This window comes from Acinetobacter sp. LipI_19, assembly GCF_058242925.1.
In genome coordinates, this window is sequence record NZ_JBZAYK010000001.1 from 1,838,340 (window position 1) to 1,858,887 (window position 20,548).

Sequence of the window (20,548 nt, forward strand, 5' to 3'; positions counted from 1 at the left end):
GTTTCATGAACTCTAGTTTGTCTTTATTACATCCTTATCCATTTGAAAAGTTAAGCCAGCTTTTTCAGGATGTTAAACCTGCAGATTTACCTTTGATCCCACTTTCAATTGGAGAACCAAAGCATCCTGCTCCTGAGTTTGTGAAGCAAGCGATCATTGATAATTTTCAGCACCTTTCAACTTATCCAAACAGTAAAGGTTTACCCGAACTTCGTGAAAGTATTGCTCAGTGGCTAACCCGTCGTTTTAAGCTGAATGCGATCAGTGCGGAAGATCATGTTCTTCCGGTAACAGGTACACGTGAGGGAATTTTCTCTTTTGTACAAGCCTTGATTAATCGTGATGACGCACCTTATGTGGTAATGCCTAATCCGTTCTATCAAATTTATGAAGGTGCGACTCTTTTAGCTGGTGCCAAGCCATACTTTGTCAACTGTACCGACGACAACAATTACCTTGGTGATTTTGATGCTGTACCTGCTGAAGTTTGGGAAAAAACCGCACTTTTGTTTGTTTGTACGCCGGGAAATCCTACTGGTGCGGTACTTTCAAAAGCACAATTTAAAAAGCTAATAGCACTTTCTGACCAATATGATTTTGTGATTGCGTCTGATGAATGTTACTCAGAATTATGGTTTGATGAAGCACCTATCGGCTTATTGGAAGTCTGTGCTGAATTAGGTCGTGACGATTATAAAAATTGTATCGTGTTCCATTCTCTGTCTAAGCGTTCAAACTTACCGGGTATGCGCTCAGGTTTTGTTGCTGGTGATGCAAACTTACTTAAACCTTATTTAAAATTCCGTACTTATCACGGCGCTGCAATGCCAGTCCAGCATCAATTGGCTTCAATTGTTGCTTGGAACGATGAAACACATGTTGAAGAAAATCGTAGACTGTATCGTGCTAAGTTTGATTTGTTCCAAAATGAACTCGGTCATCTTTTACCATTACAAAAGCCTGATGCAGGTTTCTATTATTGGTTAAAAGTCGATCATGATGAAAACTTTGCCAAAATGTTAATGGAAAAAGCCAACATTAAAGTTTTACCGGGGCGTTATTTGTCTCGTGATACTGAACAAGGCAATCCTGGTGAAGGTCATGTTCGTATGGCATTGGTCGCAGATATTGCTCAATGTGAGCAAGTGATTCAGCGTCTGAAAACCATTTTATAAAAAATGTTGTTATAAAAAATGCCCCAAATTTGGGGCATTTTTTGTGGTGTTTAAAAATCAAATGCAGCACTTAGCATGAATGTACGAGGTTGCCCAGCAACCAAGTAACCGTTATTGGTGTTAGAAGTACTGTTGATGTTATCGAATAGACCAACTGATGACCAATAGTTTTTATCGAAGACATTATTTACACGGAAATTAAAAGTTGTCGGCGTTTGCCCCAACTGAGTTTTATATGTCGCACCAAGATCTAAAGTTGTCCAATCACCTACTTTCAATTTGTTGTCTAAACTCGCATAAGTCGAACCTGTATAAGTGACTTGAGCATTTAAAGACACATCGTTAACTGTTGGCAATTTCCAATCAGCACCAACATTTGCTTGAAATTCTGCAACACCCACTTCCTTTTTATTATCGTAGTTAACATTTCCTGTATTTTTTTGCTTTGCATCAATCCAAGTTGCACCACCTAACACTTTTAAAGAATCAGTCAATTGACCAAAAGTATTGAGTTCAACACCACGATGTACATATTTACCCGCATCACTAAAAATACTGTTTTCAAGTACTGCGCGCTGCTTATCGATATCAAACAAACTTAGGCTTGCACCAAACTGATCATTTTCATATTTGGCACCAATTTCTTTTTGTTTAGCAACGAATGGTTTGAGTGTTGTGGTTTCTTTCGTCGTTGAATTGGTATTACTCAAACCTTTAGCTAAAGATTCAATATAATTTGCATAAACTGAAACTTCAGGCAGAATTTTATAACTTAGACCCAAAGCAGGGGTAAACTTACTTTCATCATACTCACCTGATTTAGTTGAAGTTCCATAATTATAGTTTTCTTGCATGATGGTTTGATAACGTCCACCCAGCATGACTGTTAATTTATCATCTAAAGCTTTGAGGTTATCGCCAATGGCAATACTTCTTAAACGCGTCCTAGTCGTTAATTTAGGTGTATCTAAGTTATTCCCAAACAACGCATTTTGTGAATAAGCAGGTTGATCATACTGGATTGGATTATAGATATTGTTGGCTAATGTATTTTTATAGTCCATCACATAAGCATTGCGGATGTTCTGTTGAAATGCCGATGCAGATAGCACTAAATTATGTTCAATTGAACCTGTGTTTACTTTACTACGCACACCAACTTCACCAGTATTGACCATATCTACACGCGTATTGTCAAATCGATAAATGGTTCCCGCGCCTGTTTTCTGATTGGTCAATGTCATATTTGCTAAACTGTTTTGCTCTTCGCCATGTCGAAAACCATAAGCAGCATAAGCTGTTAAATTATCTGCTAAATCATATTCAGCACGATAACTTCCGAAGACATCCTCTTCATTTGAATACGTCCATTTTTGTGCAAAGTTATCTGAGCCATCAATTGCTTTCGGAATCTCGGTAATACCCGCGCCTAAAGTCACGTTTGGACGAGTCGATTTTAAACGATTATTCACATAACCCATATCTCCAGAAACACGTAAACGATCACCACGGTAATCCAAACCTATAGAAGCTAAGCCTAAAGATGCTTTTTCATTATCAACAGCAGTATCGCCCCCATGATATGCTGTGTTTACTCGTACGCCGAATTGTTGATCTTCACCAAAACGGCGAGAAATATCATTGGCAATATAACCGCCATTAAAGTCCGTACCTACTGTGACACGATTAAGTGGTTCGTTACTTGCACGTTTCGGCAATAGGTTAATTGCACCACCAATCCCACCATTACTTGGCATTGCTCCATTTAAAAATGAGGATGCCCCTTTTAACACTTCAACACGTTCAAACAGCTCTGCAGGAATATACTGACGTGGTAAAATTGAATATAAGCCATTATAGGCTGTGTCATCTGAGCCCAAGTTAAAGCCACGAATATAATAATTTTCTTGGAAATTACCAAAACCACGTCCGACACGAACACTTGGATCCGCTCTTAAAATATCCCCAACACTTTTTGCTTGTCGCTCTTGAATATATTGATTGGTATAACTGGTTAGATTAAACGGTGTATCTATATTTTTCTGATTGCCAAATATCCCAACTTTACCACCAGAAGCCACCTGTCCTCCAGCAAATGCTGGCATTAAGCCCTCTGCTGATGCATCTGCACTTGCGACTACTGTAATCGTACTCAGTTGTTTTGCATTGCCATTATTCGACTGAGACAATGAAGCATCTTGTTGTTCAGCATGCGCAATTGCAGCACTTGTCGCCACTGCCATCATCACAATTAAGGGTTTAATTTTTCGCATAGGAGGCTCTAAAACAGTCATCTAAATTAAGCCGCCATATTAAATGATAATCACTCTTACTTAAACTTACTTTCTCATTTTGTAAGCGTGATTTTTTAAATAAAAAAGCAATATCTCATGGTATTTATTTATTAAAAAATATTATAAATTGCGAATGGTCTTGTAGTTTTCATACAAAATTATGCTAATCTTGATAGTATCTATATTAAAAACATATAAATAATTTTAACCGCTCAAGCCATCTAATAATCAAGGCCTTAAAACAACAAATATCGCTAACTTCAACTGCCTCTCTATAGCAAAATTTAACCGCTTAACTTTCAAAAAATCACATTAAGCGCTGTATTGCAACTTGACCAAACATAGAGCCTTTAGAGATACTCAACTTATCTCTACTCATTTAAAAAACTAAAATGAAATCGCATGACCCAATGAAAAAAAAGCGCATAAACTCAAAACTCGGGATCATTATTGCAATTATTTTTATTGTGCTAATCGTCGCTTTTATTGGATGGAAATCTTCAAATAAAAAACAGACTTCTTCAGAAAATGCAGCAACATCCGCTTCTAACGCAAAACCAGCACTAACTGTAACGGTGATACAGCCCGAGCTACAAAACTGGAAGCAAAACTTTACAGCCAATGGCAATATTGCTGCATGGCAAGAAGTGGTGATTGGCAGTGAACTTTCGGGGCAACGAATTACCAAAGTGAATGTCAACGTTGGAGATAGCGTACAACGTGGGCAAGTTTTGGCTGAAATTAATAGCGAAAGTATTCGTGCAGAATTGGCGACAGCAAAAGCCAATTATGCAGAAGCGAAAGCTGTGCTAGCGGATGCCAGTATCAATAATCAACGTATTCAACAACTCAAAAATACCGGTGCAATTTCACAACAAGAAGCGACAAAATACCTGACTTCTCAAAGTACAGCTCAAGCCCGCTTAGATGCAGCCAAAGCCCAAATTGACACCAATCAGCTTCGTTTAACACAAACTCAAGTGATTGCACCCGATCATGGAGTTATTTCAGCACGTACAGCAACAGTTGGCTCATTGGCACAAACGGGACAAGAACTGTTCCGCTTGATCCGTGATAACCGTTTGGAATGGCGTGCCGAAGTAACCTCGACAGACTTATATAAACTTAAAAAAGGCATGACAGCGCATATCATCTCACCTGATCCTAGCCGTTCTGCCGTTTCAGGTAGCGTTCGGATGATTGCACCAGTCATTGACCCGCAAACACGTTATGGCTTGGTCTATGTGGATATACCTACCACTGATGCTGTTCGTATGGGTATGTTTGTCAAAGGTGAGTTTGATCTAGGCGAAAAGCCAGCACTAACAGTGCCTCAAACCGCAGTACTTTTACGAGATGGTTTCTCTTATGTGTTTATTGTCAATAAAGATAATCGAGTAACTCAACAGAAAGTCACACTTGGTCGACGTTTAAATGATCGTGTTGAAATTGTTGATTTAGCAGCAAACACTCAACTGGTTGCCTCTGGAACAGGATTCTTGTCAGATGGTGATTTAATCAAACGTGGGCAAGCGATTCCAGATACACCATTGACCAAACAACTCGTTAGCACGCAGGAGAAATAACATGAATTTCTCCGCTTGGTCGATTAAGAATCCGATTCCCGGTATTTTGCTTTTTATCATGCTTGGTTTAGCGGGTTTGATGTGTTTTCATTGGATGAAAATACAACAATTTCCCGATATTGAACTACCAATGGTCACGGTCACAGCGGCTTTACCAGGTGCAGCACCTCCCCAACTGGAAACTGAAGTTGCACGTAAAATTGAGAACTCGATTGCAACCTTACAGGGGCTTAAAAATCAATATACCAATATCCAAGATGGTGTAGTCACCGTAACCGCAGAGTTTCAACTGGAAAAACCACTACAAGAAGCTGTTGATGATGTACGTAACGCCGTTTCACAAGTACGTTCAGATTTACCCGCGGATCTTCGTGATCCAATTGTCAGTAAAATTAACCTTTCAGGTTCACCAATTCTCACCTATACCATCCAATCCCCCCGTATGGATGAGGAAGCATTGTCTTGGTTTGTGGATTATGACGTTGCGCGTGCTATGTTAAAAGTCAAAGGGGTTGGTGCGGTTTCTCGTGTAGGCGGTGTCACTCGCCAAGTTGAAGTTGAGGTTGACCCTGAAAAACTCTTGGCATTAAATGCCACAGCAACAGACATCACCCGACAATTACGCCTTGTTCAACAAGATGCTTCTGGCGGACAAACCAAAATAGGTGGCAGTGAACAGTCTATTCGTACTATTGCCACAGTAAAAACTGCTGCTGAAATTGCAGCAATGGATATTTCCTTGAGTGATGGTCGCCATATTCGGCTGGATCAAGTTGCCAGTATTCGCGATGGCATTGCTGAACGACGCTCTGCTGCACTGTTAAATGGTCACCCTGTGATTGGCTTTGAAATTACTCGCAGTAAAGGTGCAAGTGAGGTTGATGTTGAAATCGGTGTAAAAGAGGCGCTTGAAACATTAAAAGCATCTCATCCCGATATTAAAATCACAGAAGCATTTAACTTCGTAAACCCCGTGGTTGATAACTATAAAGGTTCGATGTCTTTACTCTATGAAGGTGCGCTTCTTGCAATCTTGGTGGTTTGGCTATTTCTACGTGATTGGCGTGCCACGATCATTGCTGCAACTGCTCTACCTTTGTCAATTTTACCTGCCTTAATTGGGATGTATTACTTAGGTTTTACTTTAAATATTGTCACACTATTAGCCATGTCTCTGGTTGTTGGGATACTGGTTGATGATGCCATTGTAGAAATTGAAAATATCATCAGGCATCTTCGAATGGGGAAAACACCTTATGAAGCTGCGATGGAGGCAGCCGATGAAATTGGTTTAGCCGTGATTGCCACAACCTTTACCTTGATCGCAGTGTTCTTGCCCACTGCCTTTATGAGTGGAATTGCGGGTAAATTCTTTGTGCAATTTGGCTGGACAGCGGCTTTGGCTATTTTTGCCTCGCTCTTGGTGGCACGCTTACTGACGCCTATGATGTCAGCCTATATTCTTAAACCATGGGTTGGTAAAGTTGAAAGTCATCATGATAATCAAGTATTAGATGATCAAAGCCAAACAATCAAAGATCATGGTGATCTTGAACTTCAACATGACCGTGCCAAAGATGGTCGGATGATGCGCGCATATATGCGGATGGTTACGTGGTGTTTAAATCATCGTTGGATTACCTTAAGCAGTGCGATCATATTCTTTATTGCTTCACTGATGCTCATCCCATTACTCCCTACAGGCTTTGTTCCACCACCTGACACTGGGCAAACCCAAGTGCGTGTAGAGCTTCCACCAGGTTCACAATTTCCAGATACCTTAAAAGCAGCAGAATACGCCCGTAGTTTAATAAAGGATCATCCTGAGATTAAAAGTATCTATACCACCATTGGAGGTGGTTCAGCAGGTACAGATCCATTTGCGGGGGGTGCATCGAGTGAACCAAGAAAAGCAACATTAACCATTCAAATCACAGCACGTTCTGACCGCGCTGCGAGTCTACAAAAAATTGAAAATGACTTGCGACAACGTTTAGCCCCACTGCCTGGCGCACGGATTCAAGTCGGTATTGCAGGCAATAACAGCCAGTATCAAATTGCGCTGTCAGGAGATGACCCAGATGTATTAATCACGACAGCACGTCAAGTAGAACGAGAAATTCGTACTATTCCAAATATTGGCAGTATTACCTCAAGCGCAGCATTGATTCGCCCTGAATTGGTGATTCGCCCTGACTTTGCAAAAGCTGCGGATTTAGGCATTACCACGCAAAATATCGCTGAAACTGTGCGTATTGCCACGGCGGGAGATTTTGATCAGAACTTGGCAAAATTAAATCTTTCGCAACGACAAATTCCAATTTTCATCAAACTGCCATTGTCTGCACGTCAAGACCAAGATCTAATTAAACGCTTGATGATTACAGGTAGTAAAGGTCCAGTGATGTTAGGCACCATTGCACAAGTCAATATTGAAAGTGGTCCTTCACAAATTGACCGTTTTAACCGTTTACGTAACATCAACTTTAATATTGAGCTCAATTATCAGCCTTTAGGCGATGTTGCGGCTGCTGTAGATAAACTTCCAACCATCAAAAACTTACCACCGACAGTAAAACGTACCAATCTGGGTGATGCCGATGTGATGGAACAGCTCTTTGCAAGCTTTGGTTTAGCTATGCTGACAGGCGTATTGTGTATCTATGTCGTCTTAGTGCTACTGTTTAAAGATTTCCTACAACCGATCACCATTTTAGTGGCATTACCTTTGGCGCTGGGTGGTGCGTTTGTGCTACTGCTTTTAGCAAAAAGTAGTTTTTCGATGCCAAGTTTGATTGGCTTAATCATGCTGATGGGAATTGCCAGTAAAAACTCTATTCTTTTGGTCGATTATGCAATTATAGCCCGCAATCAACGGCAATATTCGCGTATGAATGCCCTATTAGATGCCTGTCATAAGCGTGCACGCCCCATTATTATGACCACTTTAGCAATGGGCGCGGGGATGTTTCCAATCGCATTAGGAATAGGTACAGATCCGAGTTTTAGAGCACCGATGGCAATTTCTGTAATTGGTGGACTGATTACCAGTACCTTTTTATCATTATTAGTTATTCCTGTTGTGTATACTTTTATTGATGATATTCACAACATGTTATTTAAGCGTAATAAAGCCAATAAATCGAACGAAGCAAGCGTATCTCATTCTTGATTTTTTAAATTGAATCAGATGCCCAACCAGAACTAATTGTTAGACCCAATGGACGAGATGACAACATAATGTAAAAGAAAATGCCTATCTAGATCGTTATTAGATAGGCATTTTTATTGGGTCTAATTTTATTTAGGTTAATTCAGCAATAAAGCCACAGCAAATAAGCTAAAGCATAAAGATGAAAGATAATAAATATATTTGATTTTGGATTTAAACCAATGCATAGCTTGGTTATGAGCCATTAATCGCACCAAAAACAAGTTCCAGATCAATACCACACTCACCATCCACAGACAGATTAAAGTCAGTTGAACAACATTATAGCGTTGATAAATTGCCATAATAATACTGCTATAAAACAGAATGTTTTTAGGATTTAATAAACTCGACTGTATCCCCAACAAGAGATATTTCATCCATGCAAAGGTTGATTTATTTTGGTGCTCCAGATGGTAATCCACTGTTAGCTTAGCTTGTTGCGCTAATATGAAACACCGATAAGACAAATAACTTAAATAGGTAATACAGCCCCATTTTACCAACTTTAAAATTTCATCATCGAATTTGCCAAGAAAAAATAATGAGCTCAAAACAAGACCAATCACGGCAACATTTCCCAAGACGATTCCTAAGCAAACAGCTCTCGCCGCGCGTGGTCCATTTCGAAACAATGAGGTTAAAATAAGAAAAAAATCAGGGCCGGGTGAAAGTAAAGCAATGAAATGGGTGACAATCACAATAATGAACAGTTGCATTACTCGATCCAAAAAATATTTAGATGAGCTTAAATATTTTTAGAACGTGTTATCTTGTAGATAATTGCGCAGTTAGAGCATGACAAACTGAGCTTGAAACTGCTTCGGTGTGATTCCAGTATGCGATTTAAACACATGATGAAAATGACTTTGGTCTGTAAACCCTAAATCATGAGCAACTTGAATAATTGCTTCTCCATATTTCAAACGCTTTCTGGCTATATTTATTTTTTGATTTAATTGATATGCATGTGGTGTTAAACCAAAATTATTTTTAAACAAGCGGATAATTGCATAACGACTAATCCCGAGGCTTTGACTGAGATCTTCTAAAGAAAGCATCTTTTTATTGTGATCCATATCATCAATTATTGCACCCAAATGCTTTTGAAAGTAATCAGACTGCTTTAATAACGTAAATTCAAAATTCGGCAATAAAATTTCACTCAGAACTTCAATTAATTGTTGTTGTTTGAATAAAATCGAAATGGCAGGATCAAATAACAACTGATTTAATTGCGTAAATGCTTGGTATATATGTGGGTTTGTTAAAATTTGTGGTTTTAGCAGTGGAATATGATGAGGATAAAGCTGCTCGATATCTTTGACTAATTCTGAAACGAGTTGAGCAATCCAATGTGCATCTAGATGCATCATCTGATAGCTCCATGCTTGATTTTCTAATGGATTACATGCGTGTTCTACCTCCGCAGGAATGATTACTACGCTTCCTGTTTGAATGTGCTCCTCTCTGGCAAAATAGCTACTAAAACGGCTTATTCCACAATCCACAGCACCAATCGAGAATGTCGGGTGGCTATGTGGTTTATAGCAAATACGGCTTTGACATGCCCTACGTGTTTCGACATAGGGCATTTGCGGATCAGTCCAAAATTCAACTGTAGTGTCTAATTGCATCATATCCTCAGTCTTATTTTGGTCTTTACAACAGGTTATTCTGCTAAAGCTTTTTCAATATCCTGTTCTATATCCTCAGGCTTCGTGGTTGGTGCATAGCGGTTAATCACTTCGCCTTTCTTATTAATTAAGAATTTGGTGAAGTTCCATTTAATACCATTGCCAAGTATGCCTTTGCTGTTATTGGTTAAATAACGGAATATCACATGTGCTTCAGGCCCTTTTACATTCACTTTAGCGAACATGGGAAAAGAAACGCCATAATTGCGTTGGCAATAAGTGCCGATTTGCTCATTTGTACCAGGGTCTTGTCCACCGAACTGGTTACAAGGAAATCCTAAAACTTCAAGACCTTGGTCTTTATATTTCTCGTAAACCTTTTCTAATCCTGCAAATTGTGGAGTAAAGCCACATTTACTTGCAGTATTTACAATCAATAAAACTTTTCCTTTATAATCAGAAAAAGATTTATTTTCACCCTCTAACAGCTCAGCCTCAAACTGATAAATGTTGGTCATGGATACGTTTCCTCGTCGCCTTTTTCTTGTGATTTTAATTCTAAAGAAGCGGAATTTACGCAGTAGCGTAAGCCGGTTGGTTGTGGTCCATCTTCAAATACATGCCCCAAATGAGCGTCGCAATGATGGCATATAATTTCTACACGTTCCATACCATGTGAATGATCATCTTGTTCTTCTATAACAGTATTATTGATTGGTTTAAAAAAGCTTGGCCAACCACAACCACTGTCATATTTGGTTTCTGAAGAGAATAATTCTTCCCCACAACATCGACATACATAGGTTCCATGCTGCTTGGAATTCCAATACTTTCCAGTAAAGGCAGGTTCAGTGCCCTTTTGTCGAGTGATTTTAAATTCCTCTGGTGATAACTCTCTTTGCCATTCTCGGTCTGTTTTATTGAGTTTTCCCATCATTAAACTCCTTTAAATCTTTGACATTCAATGTCATGCTTCAGTACTTCCATATTTACGCTAGAGCTTGGAAAATTTCTAGCTAAATTTCAACATAGATTGTGATATTTCAGTAATCTATTTTTTTAACTCAAAATAATTGGATAAAATTATGTCCGTTTTAGGTAACACAACCCCACGTGAAATCAAGAAATCGTCAAAGCTAGAGCATGTTTGCTACGACATTCGTGGACCAGTGTTACGAGCGGCCAATGAGATGGAAGAAGCCGGTCATAAAATTATTAAATTAAATATCGGTAACCCCGCCCCGTTCGGCTTTGAAGCCCCGCAAGAAATTATCAATGATGTGGCTTTAAATTTGCCTAATGCTGTGGGTTATACAGATTCAAAAGGGATCTTTCCTGCACGTAAAGCCATTTGTCAATATTATCAGCAAAAAGGTATCTTAGATTTACATGTTAAAGATGTGTATATCGGCAATGGGGTATCTGAACTGATCGTTATGGCGATGCAAGGTTTATTGGATGATGGCGATGAAATGCTGGTTCCAATGCCGGATTACCCATTATGGACGGCAGCCGTAAATCTATCAGGTGGTACAGCGATTCACTATAAATGTGATGACCAAAACTACTGGTATCCTGATATGGCGGATATGGAAAGTAAAATCACCCCGAATACACGTGGTATTGTGGTGATTAACCCAAACAATCCAACGGGTTCAGTCTATCCGCGCCATGTTTTAGAACAGATTGTCGCGTTGGCAAAAAAACATGATCTGATTTTATTTGCAGATGAAATTTACGACAAAATTGTTTATGACGGTATCGAACATGTCTCTATTGCAGCATTAGCTGGAAACCATTTATGTGTTTCTTTTAATGGTTTATCTAAAGCCTATCGTATTGCTGGCTACCGTTCTGGTTGGATGGCGATTACGGGTGATAAGTCACGTGCAATGGATTACATTGAAGGCTTGGACATGCTTGCCTCTATGCGTTTATGTGCCAACCATCAAGCTCAATATGCGATTCAAACCGCTTTAGGAGGCTATCAATCAATTAATGATTTGATCCGCCCAGGTGGTCGTTTATATGAACAGCGCAATATTGCTTGGGAAATGCTTAACGATATTCCTGGTGTATCGTGTGTAAAACCAGAAGGTGCAATGTATTGTTTCCCTAGACTGGATCCTGAAATCTATCCAATTGAAGATGATGAAAAATTCATGTTAGATTTCCTCAAAGCTGAAAAAGTTTTACTGGTTCAAGGAACAGGTTTTAACTGGCCTACACCTGATCATTTCCGTGTGGTATTTCTCCCCGCAGAAAATGAATTACGTGAAGCAATGAACCGTTTAAGTCGTTTCTTGGCAAAAATGCGTTAATCTTTATAAAGTAAACATAAGCTATAAAAGGCATTCAAAATTGAATGCCTTTTTTATTGCTCAAGCATCTGTACAACTAAAAACTTATTCATTGACGTTATATTGTGCAACATCTTTATTGAATGCTGAAAAAACACACTGGCAAACACTTTATCCAGTTTTAATAGTATGTAACTATAAATTTGAGTGATTATTTGAAAAATTACATTTTTAAATAAGTATGGGCAACAGCTCAGTATTTATATAGATTTAAAAACTGGTACAAAAAATGCTTATGATCAGAACAATGATTGAAAAGGATAGTTTATGAAAAAGACGGTTACTGCACTTACACTTGTAATTGGCATGCTTTTACCCTTTACGAGTTATGCAAAAAATAATGTCGTTGTCGTCGCAACTGGCGGTACGATCGCAGGTGCTGGAGCAAGTTCTACAAATAGCGCAACATACACTGCTGCGAAAGTTCCTGTAGATGATTTGTTGAATGCAGTTCCGCAAATTCAAAATCTTGCCAATGTTACAGGGGTACAGGCTTTACAGGTTGCTTCAGAAAGCATCACTGACAAAGAGCTTTTAACCATTGCACGCAAAGTGAATGAGTTGGTTAAAAAGCCTGATGTAAATGGCGTGGTGATTACCCATGGTACAGATACTTTAGAAGAAACTGCTTATTTTCTAAGCCTTACGGTTCATACAGATAAACCAATTGTCGTTGTTGGTTCTATGCGTCCACCTTCAGCGCTTTCAGCTGATGGCCCTTTGAACCTTTATAGTGCTGTTGCGCTTGCTGCCGCAGACAGTGCCAAAGGCAAAGGCGTTTTTGTGTTAATGAATGATGATATTTTTGCAGCACGTGATGTGTCAAAGACCATCAATATTCATACCGATGCTTTTGTCAGCCAATGGGGCGCTTTAGGTACACTGGTTGAAGGTAAGCCTTATTGGTTTAGAAACGTTGCAAAACGTTTTAACAATAGCTCCGAGTTTAATATTGAAAATATTCAAGGTGATGCGTTACCAATCGTTCAAATCGTTTATGGTTCAGGCAATATGCTTCCCGATGCCTATGTGGCCTATGCAAAAGCGGGTGCTAAAGCCATTATCCATGCAGGTACAGGTAATGGTTCCGTTGCGAACTATATTGTTCCGACATTAAACCAACTTCAGCAACAAGGTGTACAAATCATTCGTTCTTCACGTGTTCCACAAGGTTTTGTGTTACGTAATGCTGAACAGCCTGATGATAAATATGGTTGGGTTGTTGCTCACGATTTAAATCCGCAAAAAGCAAAACTCTTAGCGGCTTTGGCACTCACTAAAACCAAAGATGCAAAAGAAATTCAACGGATGTTCTGGGAATACTAAGCTTAATATTTAAATTAAGCTTAAGACCAGCACAAAGTTAATTGTAAAAGAATGCATTAAACCGTCAAATTAATTCGGCGGTTTGATTTTAGATTGAATGGATAATGAGTTAGGGTCTGTTGACGATTCCTCTACGTTTGCGACTATGTGTGTGTTTTAATCGATATTAGACGCGAGTTACGATATTTAGTTACTCTAAATGATGAAAAATATCGTTTCGCAAGGTAACGCGTAGCGGCAAAAAACACGCTAATCTGCTGTTAAATCCAATTGATCAAGGATATAGAGTGTATTGCCATCAATGATATTTTTATCGTGATCCAAATACTTTTGTTCCAATACCCCATCCGTTTCAGAAAAAGCATAATCATCATCATTGAGAACCCCTAAATGCTGTTCATCAATCACCCATAGACCTTCAATTTTATCGTGCGGATACTGTAAACGCGCAACCAAATCCACCACTAAAGTTTTTTCTACTGGGTAGATACCCTGTTGAGCCAGACCAGTCCAGCCTGCTGTTAACACATATTGTTCTAAGGTTTTTTCAGCTATTAACAACCCGAGTTGTTCATCTTGCCGAATCGCTGAAGTTGGCTTTAGCTTTTCCAAATCAGTGGCATGTTGCAGATTTATTTTATAAATCCGTTTAAATGCTTGAGGATTATCTTTATAGAAATCATCATCACGCTCTGCGACTAGAAATTGTGAGGAACTCAATGCGGTAATAGCCGTATTTGAATAAGCCTTAGGACCTCCTTCTTGTTGATACAGATACTGAGAAACGACTTTGCTTTCTAAATCAATCATCACAATACGTACAAGATCTGATTTACTTACCGAAGCATCGGGATTGCTCATAGTGGATTGCATGATGCCCACCAGCTTTTTTTGATCAGGTGTAATAGTTAAACCTTCCATTCCTCGATTCTGGCGTCTATTGGCATATTCTTGAGGCAATAAATAACCCGATGTTCTTCGCTCATCTAATACATAGGCATTGATACGATCAATTTCTAGCCCATCAGCATTAAAATGCACAATATGAGGACCATATTCATCGCTGACCCAAAAAGTACCATCTTTGAGTGCAACCAAACCTTCAGCATCCAATCCAAATTCATCTGTCCCTATGGCTAATTTCTTTCCATCTTGGTCATAGGCGATTTCTTTACTTGCACCAAAATGCTGATTAGGCAAACCAGTAATATTTCTGCCTGTTGGATCTTTTAATAAAATTTCTTTTATTTTCTGAATAGTTCCATCATTTTTTAGCTCAAATAATCCAATTTTAGGGGTATAGTCAGGAGCTAAAAAGATTTTCCCATGATCCTGATTGACGTTATACGTGGTATTCGGTCCACGATCTGTAAGTGCATAAAATTGATGCTTTTCTATAGGGTGTGCTGAAATTTCTGAACCAAACCCACCACAACGAACTTCAATAAAATGACCAGGTTTTGCACCGTCAGATATATTATGAATGTTTAAAACCTCATAAGGTAAACGCACACCTTGACTAAATTTTTTATAAAGCTGAAGATCTTTGTCAATATTGCTTAGGTTGATATGCTGTTCAGAAGACAATAAGTCCATATGCCAATCTCATTTTTTAATATTCTGTTTATTTTCTATCATGAAATCAGATAAACCACAGTAAAAGAAATGCGATAAACTGTATATATACACATTCAAAGTCAGTATAAATGAAAAGATTTTTTGCCCTATCGCTGATTGTTTGTTCTACATCCCTACAATTGGCAAATGCTGGGACGACGTTTAAAAAAGTTTCTGAGTGTCAGAGTGATTATTTTAATGGCGATTATTGTTCTAAAGCCAACCTTGCCAAATACAAAAATGCGCTTAAATCAATGCCGCCCAATTTTGATAAAAAATATATTTTACTCAATACGGGAAATTCAGACTCTTTAGAAATGGTTGCTTTAGATACCCAAACGGGTATTGCCTATCCACTCAATTATCAGTTCACGGGTTGGGAGGATAATGAAGGCAATGTAAAAAAGAAGCCTACTTATACATTTTCATTGAATGACTCCAAATTATGCTTGATGGGCTCACAATTCGATGGTGATCATCCTGGAACACATGAAACCTATAGCAATATCAAAAATTGTTTTAGCATCAGTCATCAATATGGCCATACAAACTTTGAATCAAATTACGCTGACCAAGTTCAATATGAATATGACAATAAAAGCAAAACGTGGAAGCCTTATCCGCGTTAAATTTTAGATCCACAAAAAAGAGGCTTTCGCCTCTTTGCTGAATTTAACAATCCTTTAAATATGAGACTTAAACTGATTCAGGTTTAGTCAATTCAGTCATTGGCCAACGTGGTGTTGTTGTCACCGATAAACCATCTTTTTGTCCAGCTTTTAAACGCTGATAGCCTGCAAACGCAATCATTGCGCCATTATCTGTACATAAAGCAGGTTCTGCATAATAAACCGTTGCTTTAATTTTGGCTAAGTCTACTTCCAAACGCTCTCTTAACCGTTTATTGGCACTGACACCGCCCGCAATTACCAAACGCCTTAAACCCGACTGTTTTAAGGCTTTAATCGACTTTTTAACCAAAGTATCCACTAAAGCTTCTTGGAATGAAGCCGCAATATCTGCATCACGTTGTTCTTCACCTAATTTTTTTAACTGCACTGAAACAGCAGTTTTTAGACCACTAAATGAAAAATCTAACCCTTGATGCAACATTGGACGGGGAAATTCAAAAGCATTTTTGTCACCTTGTTCCGCCAATTTTGAAATATTTGGACCACCTGGATAAGGTAATTTCAACATTTTTGCGACTTTATCAAAAGCTTCACCAGCGGCATCGTCAATCGACTCACCTAGAATTTCGTACTCACCAATTGCGTGTGCTGCCATCAATTGCGTGTGTCCACCTGACACTAATAATGCGACAAACGGAAATTCAGGTGGATTTTCGGATAATAATGGAGCAAGCATATGACCCTCCATATGATGCACACCAATTGCGGGTTTATTCAGCGCAAAAGCCAAGGTGCGACCAAATAATGCCCCTGTCATAAGTGCACCCATTAAGCCAGGGCCGCGCGTATACGCCACTGCATCGATCTCTGATTTTTTTACATCGCTTTGCTCAAGCAACTGATTAATCAATGGAATTAACTTCCGAACATGATCTCGAGAGGCCAACTCAGGGACCACACCACCATACTCTGCATGCAATTTAATTTGACTATATAACACCTGTCCTCTTAAGCCGACTTCATTGTCATAGAGCGCTAATCCTGTTTCATCACATGAAGTTTCTAAGCCCAGAACGATCATTAAATTGCCTTTTACCCATTTCAAAATATTGCTAAAGCTATTATAGACTTGTGGTATGAGATGTAAATGAGTAAAATACTGACCTTCACTTGTGATCTAGGGTAATTCGACCCTGATCTTATCCATAACTTAATGAGGATTCTTCATGCCACAAGTTAAATTGAAAGAAGGCGAACCAGTAGACGTAGCTATCCGTCGTTTCAAACGTTCATGCGAAAAAGCTGGTGTTTTAGCTGATGTTCGTAAACGTGAATTCTACGAGAAACCTACTCAAGAACGTAAACGTAAAAAAGCTGCTGCTGTTAAACGCTACCAAAAGAAATTGGCGCGTGAATCAGTACGTACTACTCGCCTTTACTAAGATTAATTTGTGATTGATTGACTCACCTGGACAGATAAATGACTACTTTAAAAAACCAAATAACTGATGTTTTAAAAGCAACAATGCGTGCTAAAGAAATGGGTAAGTTAACGGTAATTCGTGGTCTACAGGCAGCAATCAAACAAATCGAAGTCGATGAGCGCATAGAGCTTGACGATACTCAGGTTCTTGCGGTCATTGAAAAGCAAATCAAACAACGTAAAGAATCGGTCAAAGCCTTTGAAGGTGCAGGCCGTGAAGATTTAGCTAGTAAAGAACAAGCCGAAATTGAGGTGTTATCTCAGTTTCTACCTGAAGCTATGTCAGAGGACGAGCTTGATTCTCTCATTGCGCAAACTATTACTGCGCAAGGTGCAACTAGCATGAAAGATATGGGTAAGGTGATGAATTCTCTACGTCCGATCATAGCCGGACGTGCCGATCCAGCACAAGTTTCTGCAAAAATTAAAGCAAAACTTGGCTAAACCCAACGTTCTTAAATCTGAATTTCTGTTTGATTTGGTCTATTTAACAACTTAAATAAAAATTATTTTGCAATGAAATAGTTTCTTGTTAAATAGCCCAAAATCTTCAATCTACAATATCACTTAATTTATTTTCTATCTGATAATGGCAAATATCTCTAAAGCCACCATCGACTGGATTCCATACAGATTGATATTGAATATTTTTAAGTAAAAACCCTGCTTTTTCACATAATTTTCGTGCCAATATATTTTCTGCATCGACATAAGCATTTAAACCGACAAAATTCCATTTCGAAAATAAATTACTTACAAATAGTATTAGTGCTTGTGACATGTAGCCTTTTTGCTTAAATTTTGAGTTTCCCCAAAACCCAATAGATGCAGTATTTTCCAACCAATTAATTTCATGGATATCGACAACCCCTAAAAAATCATCAATTTCTTTTAAACGGATAATAAATACAAAGTTCTCTTTATTTAACAACGCCACCAAACGAGATTGGCAAAATGCCATTGAAGCATGCAAATTAGGTTCTTCCAATGCCCATACTAAACTTGCAGGAAACTTTCTAAGCTCAGTTAAGCTATTTTTTATTGCGCTATATAAATCTTCAGCATCAGATACTTGAATGATGTTGAGAACAATTTGCTCATTCTCAATTTGAAATTGGCTAAAATCCATAAATAATCTGGCTCAGATGTAAGATGTTAAAGATAACCCTATTTCAAATCACACTGAATATTATATTTTTTAAGTAACTGCATTTCAGGTGACAACATCACTTTATCAATCACATTTTGTTTGGTCATAGATTGCGCTGATGGTGGGAGGGATTGACGATTTTCATCTGCCGTTTTATACATATCATCGACATATTTTTTAACAATGCCACAGAATTGTGACTCTTGTTGTGGGTTAAACTGGCTCAATTTCGGATCTAAACTACGTAAAAAAAATTTCATATCTGCACTGTATTGCGCCGAAATACGCTCAACTTCTCGAACATAGCTTTCTGGTACTGCTGCAAATGTTGAGTGAGCATAGAAAAAAATACTGAATGCGATTAAAAATTTCTTCATGTGAATCAAATACTTTATTATAAATTTAAGTGATTTTAGCTTAACCTGTTCAAGCAAGAATAGAAAGTAAATTTTCTTTAATGGCTCATTTAAAATCACTCATTATTTTTAGTTTTTTAATCTAAGCTTTTAGAGTTTTAACCAGGCTTTTAAATTTTTAGCTTCCGTTCATCTTGCATCACTTTTAAACGTGTATCGATACGGGCACTCATCGCATTATTTTCTTTAGCCAAACGCTTGGCATGTAAAAGTGATTTAATTGCATTTTCTTCATCACCAGACCAATATTGAACTTCCGCCCGATTTCTTAGCACATTGACTGTACGCATTGGATTCTTTTTATCTAAATTTGCCGCTTGTTGTAACAATTGCCAGCCAATAATGTCCTTATTATTTTTATTCACAAAGCGATTAACCAGTTGCTCAGCTTCTTTGGACTTTTGTTGTCGAATATAAACTTCAGCTAATTTATAACTTAATGCACGATTTTCTGGGGTTATGATTTGCTTACTGATGATAGTTTGATAGGCATCGTCTAGCTTATTTCGCCCTAAATAAATATCAGTTTGAATCAATGTAACCAACGTATGCTCAGCGTTAACCTTCTTAGCTAAATTCAGCTGGGTTTGCGCATTGTCATAATCACCTTGCAGTAAATAAAATTCACTTAAAGCCAATAAACCCGCTAAATTATTGGATTGTGCTAAAGCCAGCAACTGACGATCAGTCGCTTGTCCCGAAATCACTGCAGTATACCATTTAATAATATTAAAATCAGATTGTTGAGCACGAAAAGGAACTTTTGGAAATTGATTTGCCCTTAATCTTGCTTCACTCATACGCTCAGTTGTTAAAGGATGAGTTAACCAAAAATCAGGTAAAAAACTCAAACGACTGGTAGACCGATGCATGGTTTCAAAGAAATCAGCCATACTTTCTGGGTCATATCCTGCTCCATACATAAACTGCATGCCAATCCGATCAGCTTCACGTTCTTGATTTCGGCTATAACTGAGCTGCTTGTCCATTAATGCAGCTTGTGTACCCATCATCACCGCCCCACCAATATCACCATCCGCTTTGGACGCCAATGCAGCACCGACAATAATTCCAGCAAGTGCCAACAAACCTTGCCCTTTAAATGCTTCTTGTGAACGGCTGTAATGACGTTGTGTGACATGGGCAATTTCATGTCCCATCACACTGGCAACTTCATCCATATTACTTGAAGCTGTAATCATTCCACTATTTAGGGCAAACATACCGCCAGGTACTGCAAATGCATTGATCTGAGCATCTTTGATCACCACCAAGCCTACTGGCTGTGAAAGTTGGGTCTGACTGAGAATTTTTGAAAAAACCAGCATAAACTGGTCTTCCAGCCAAGGATCTTGAAGAACTGGCATTTGATGTTGAACTTGACGATAAACTTTTTCACCAATGGTTTTTTCTTTTTGTTGATCAATAAACCCTACTCCACTGCCAATCTCAGGTACTTCAAATTGAGTACTATTCTGAGTTGGCAAAAAATCATCAGCTGAGCTCATTGAAGTGCTTAAGCAGAGACAAAGGCTGAGGAAGGTCTTGTTCAATTGATCATCCCAATTATTTTAATATTCTAAATATAACATTGAATTTAGTACAAATTCGCAATGAAGTGTTAGGGGGCTGTAAACATTTCATATGTAATTTGCATTGTC

Annotated in this window: 18 protein-coding genes; 8 read left to right on the forward strand and 10 right to left on the reverse strand. The window is 38.5% G+C overall.

Translation table 11 applies throughout. The annotated features are described in order from the left end of the window. Positions 1-5: 5 nt before the first annotated feature. Positions 6-1,175, forward strand: coding sequence for a succinyldiaminopimelate transaminase (gene dapC / locus AC4CVF_RS08895; RefSeq protein ID WP_490773979.1), 1,170 nt, complete (start codon positions 6-8; stop codon positions 1,173-1,175). Between the two features lie 50 nt (positions 1,176-1,225). Here dapC and AC4CVF_RS08900 read toward each other — a convergent pair whose 3' ends face one another. Beyond that, the gene (locus tag AC4CVF_RS08900; RefSeq protein WP_419820497.1) at positions 1,226-3,448 is read right to left on the reverse strand and encodes a TonB-dependent receptor; all 2,223 of its coding nucleotides are present in this window, start codon (positions 3,446-3,448) and stop codon (positions 1,226-1,228) included. Between the two features lie 431 nt (positions 3,449-3,879). Here AC4CVF_RS08900 and AC4CVF_RS08905 point away from each other — a divergent pair, with 431 nt between their 5' ends. Both AC4CVF_RS08905 and AC4CVF_RS08910 read left to right on the forward strand, forming a co-directional pair. After that, positions 3,880-5,055, forward strand: coding sequence for an efflux RND transporter periplasmic adaptor subunit (locus tag AC4CVF_RS08905; RefSeq protein WP_442892794.1), 1,176 nt, complete (start codon positions 3,880-3,882; stop codon positions 5,053-5,055). Position 5,056: 1 nt separating this feature from the next. Continuing rightward, on the forward strand, positions 5,057-8,227 hold the full coding sequence (locus tag AC4CVF_RS08910) for an efflux RND transporter permease subunit (RefSeq protein WP_490789217.1): 3,171 nt from the start codon (positions 5,057-5,059) through the stop codon (positions 8,225-8,227). Between the two features lie 137 nt (positions 8,228-8,364). Here the strand turns inward: AC4CVF_RS08910 and AC4CVF_RS08915 are convergent, their stop codons facing one another. The 4 genes from AC4CVF_RS08915 to msrB form a co-directional block, all read right to left on the reverse strand. Further along, positions 8,365-8,985 (reverse strand): LysE family translocator, encoded by a 621-nt coding sequence (locus tag AC4CVF_RS08915; RefSeq protein WP_490789218.1) that lies wholly within the window; start codon positions 8,983-8,985, stop codon positions 8,365-8,367. A gap of 72 nt (positions 8,986-9,057) precedes the next feature. Continuing rightward, positions 9,058-9,903: an AraC family transcriptional regulator gene (locus tag AC4CVF_RS08920; RefSeq protein WP_490789918.1), complete on the reverse strand. Its 846-nt coding sequence runs from the start codon at positions 9,901-9,903 to the stop codon at positions 9,058-9,060. Between the two features lie 35 nt (positions 9,904-9,938). Further along, positions 9,939-10,421, reverse strand: a complete 483-nt coding sequence (locus AC4CVF_RS08925) for a glutathione peroxidase (RefSeq protein WP_419359263.1) — start codon at positions 10,419-10,421, stop codon at positions 9,939-9,941. Next, positions 10,418-10,837, reverse strand: coding sequence for a peptide-methionine (R)-S-oxide reductase MsrB (gene msrB, locus AC4CVF_RS08930; protein WP_004720961.1), 420 nt, complete (start codon positions 10,835-10,837; stop codon positions 10,418-10,420). The genes AC4CVF_RS08925 and msrB overlap by 4 nt, the downstream gene beginning before the upstream one ends. A gap of 151 nt (positions 10,838-10,988) precedes the next feature. On the opposite strand from msrB, the gene AC4CVF_RS08935 reads away from it, so the two are divergent. After that, positions 10,989-12,224, forward strand: a complete 1,236-nt coding sequence (locus AC4CVF_RS08935) for a pyridoxal phosphate-dependent aminotransferase (protein ID WP_336953032.1) — start codon at positions 10,989-10,991, stop codon at positions 12,222-12,224. A 306-nt stretch (positions 12,225-12,530) separates the two neighbouring features. Next, the gene (locus AC4CVF_RS08940) at positions 12,531-13,589 is read left to right on the forward strand and encodes a type II asparaginase (protein WP_490789219.1); all 1,059 of its coding nucleotides are present in this window, start codon (positions 12,531-12,533) and stop codon (positions 13,587-13,589) included. A gap of 249 nt (positions 13,590-13,838) precedes the next feature. On the opposite strand, the gene AC4CVF_RS08945 is transcribed toward AC4CVF_RS08940, so the two are convergent. Further along, on the reverse strand, positions 13,839-15,185 hold the full coding sequence (locus AC4CVF_RS08945; RefSeq protein WP_419359265.1) for an esterase-like activity of phytase family protein: 1,347 nt from the start codon (positions 15,183-15,185) through the stop codon (positions 13,839-13,841). 110 nt (positions 15,186-15,295) lie between these two features. Here AC4CVF_RS08945 and AC4CVF_RS08950 point away from each other — a divergent pair, with 110 nt between their 5' ends. Beyond that, complete coding sequence (locus AC4CVF_RS08950; RefSeq protein ID WP_336953034.1) at positions 15,296-15,835, forward strand: hypothetical protein; 540 nt, start codon at positions 15,296-15,298, stop codon at positions 15,833-15,835. A 67-nt stretch (positions 15,836-15,902) separates the two neighbouring features. On the opposite strand, the gene tsaD is transcribed toward AC4CVF_RS08950, so the two are convergent. Beyond that, positions 15,903-16,919: a tRNA (adenosine(37)-N6)-threonylcarbamoyltransferase complex transferase subunit TsaD gene (gene tsaD / locus AC4CVF_RS08955; RefSeq protein WP_336953035.1), complete on the reverse strand. Its 1,017-nt coding sequence runs from the start codon at positions 16,917-16,919 to the stop codon at positions 15,903-15,905. Positions 16,920-17,064: 145 nt separating this feature from the next. Here tsaD and rpsU point away from each other — a divergent pair, with 145 nt between their 5' ends. Together rpsU and AC4CVF_RS08965 are read left to right on the forward strand one after the other, a co-directional pair. Further along, positions 17,065-17,280: a 30S ribosomal protein S21 gene (gene rpsU / locus AC4CVF_RS08960; RefSeq protein ID WP_001136722.1), complete on the forward strand. Its 216-nt coding sequence runs from the start codon at positions 17,065-17,067 to the stop codon at positions 17,278-17,280. Between the two features lie 38 nt (positions 17,281-17,318). Then, positions 17,319-17,765, forward strand: coding sequence for a GatB/YqeY domain-containing protein (locus AC4CVF_RS08965; protein WP_004720970.1), 447 nt, complete (start codon positions 17,319-17,321; stop codon positions 17,763-17,765). 106 nt (positions 17,766-17,871) lie between these two features. On the opposite strand, the gene AC4CVF_RS08970 is transcribed toward AC4CVF_RS08965, so the two are convergent. The 3 genes from AC4CVF_RS08970 to AC4CVF_RS08980 form a co-directional block, all read right to left on the reverse strand. Then, positions 17,872-18,450 carry a GNAT family N-acetyltransferase gene (locus AC4CVF_RS08970; protein ID WP_490789220.1) on the reverse strand — a complete coding sequence of 193 codons (579 nt, stop codon included), beginning with the start codon at positions 18,448-18,450 and terminating at the stop codon, positions 17,872-17,874. 38 nt (positions 18,451-18,488) lie between these two features. Continuing rightward, a complete protein-coding gene (locus AC4CVF_RS08975; protein ID WP_490789221.1) occupies positions 18,489-18,848 on the reverse strand; it encodes a hypothetical protein in 360 nt (119 codons plus the stop codon). 149 nt (positions 18,849-18,997) lie between these two features. Then, positions 18,998-20,395 carry a M48 family metalloprotease gene (locus AC4CVF_RS08980; RefSeq protein WP_419330590.1) on the reverse strand — a complete coding sequence of 466 codons (1,398 nt, stop codon included), beginning with the start codon at positions 20,393-20,395 and terminating at the stop codon, positions 18,998-19,000. Positions 20,396-20,548: the final 153 nt, after the last annotated feature.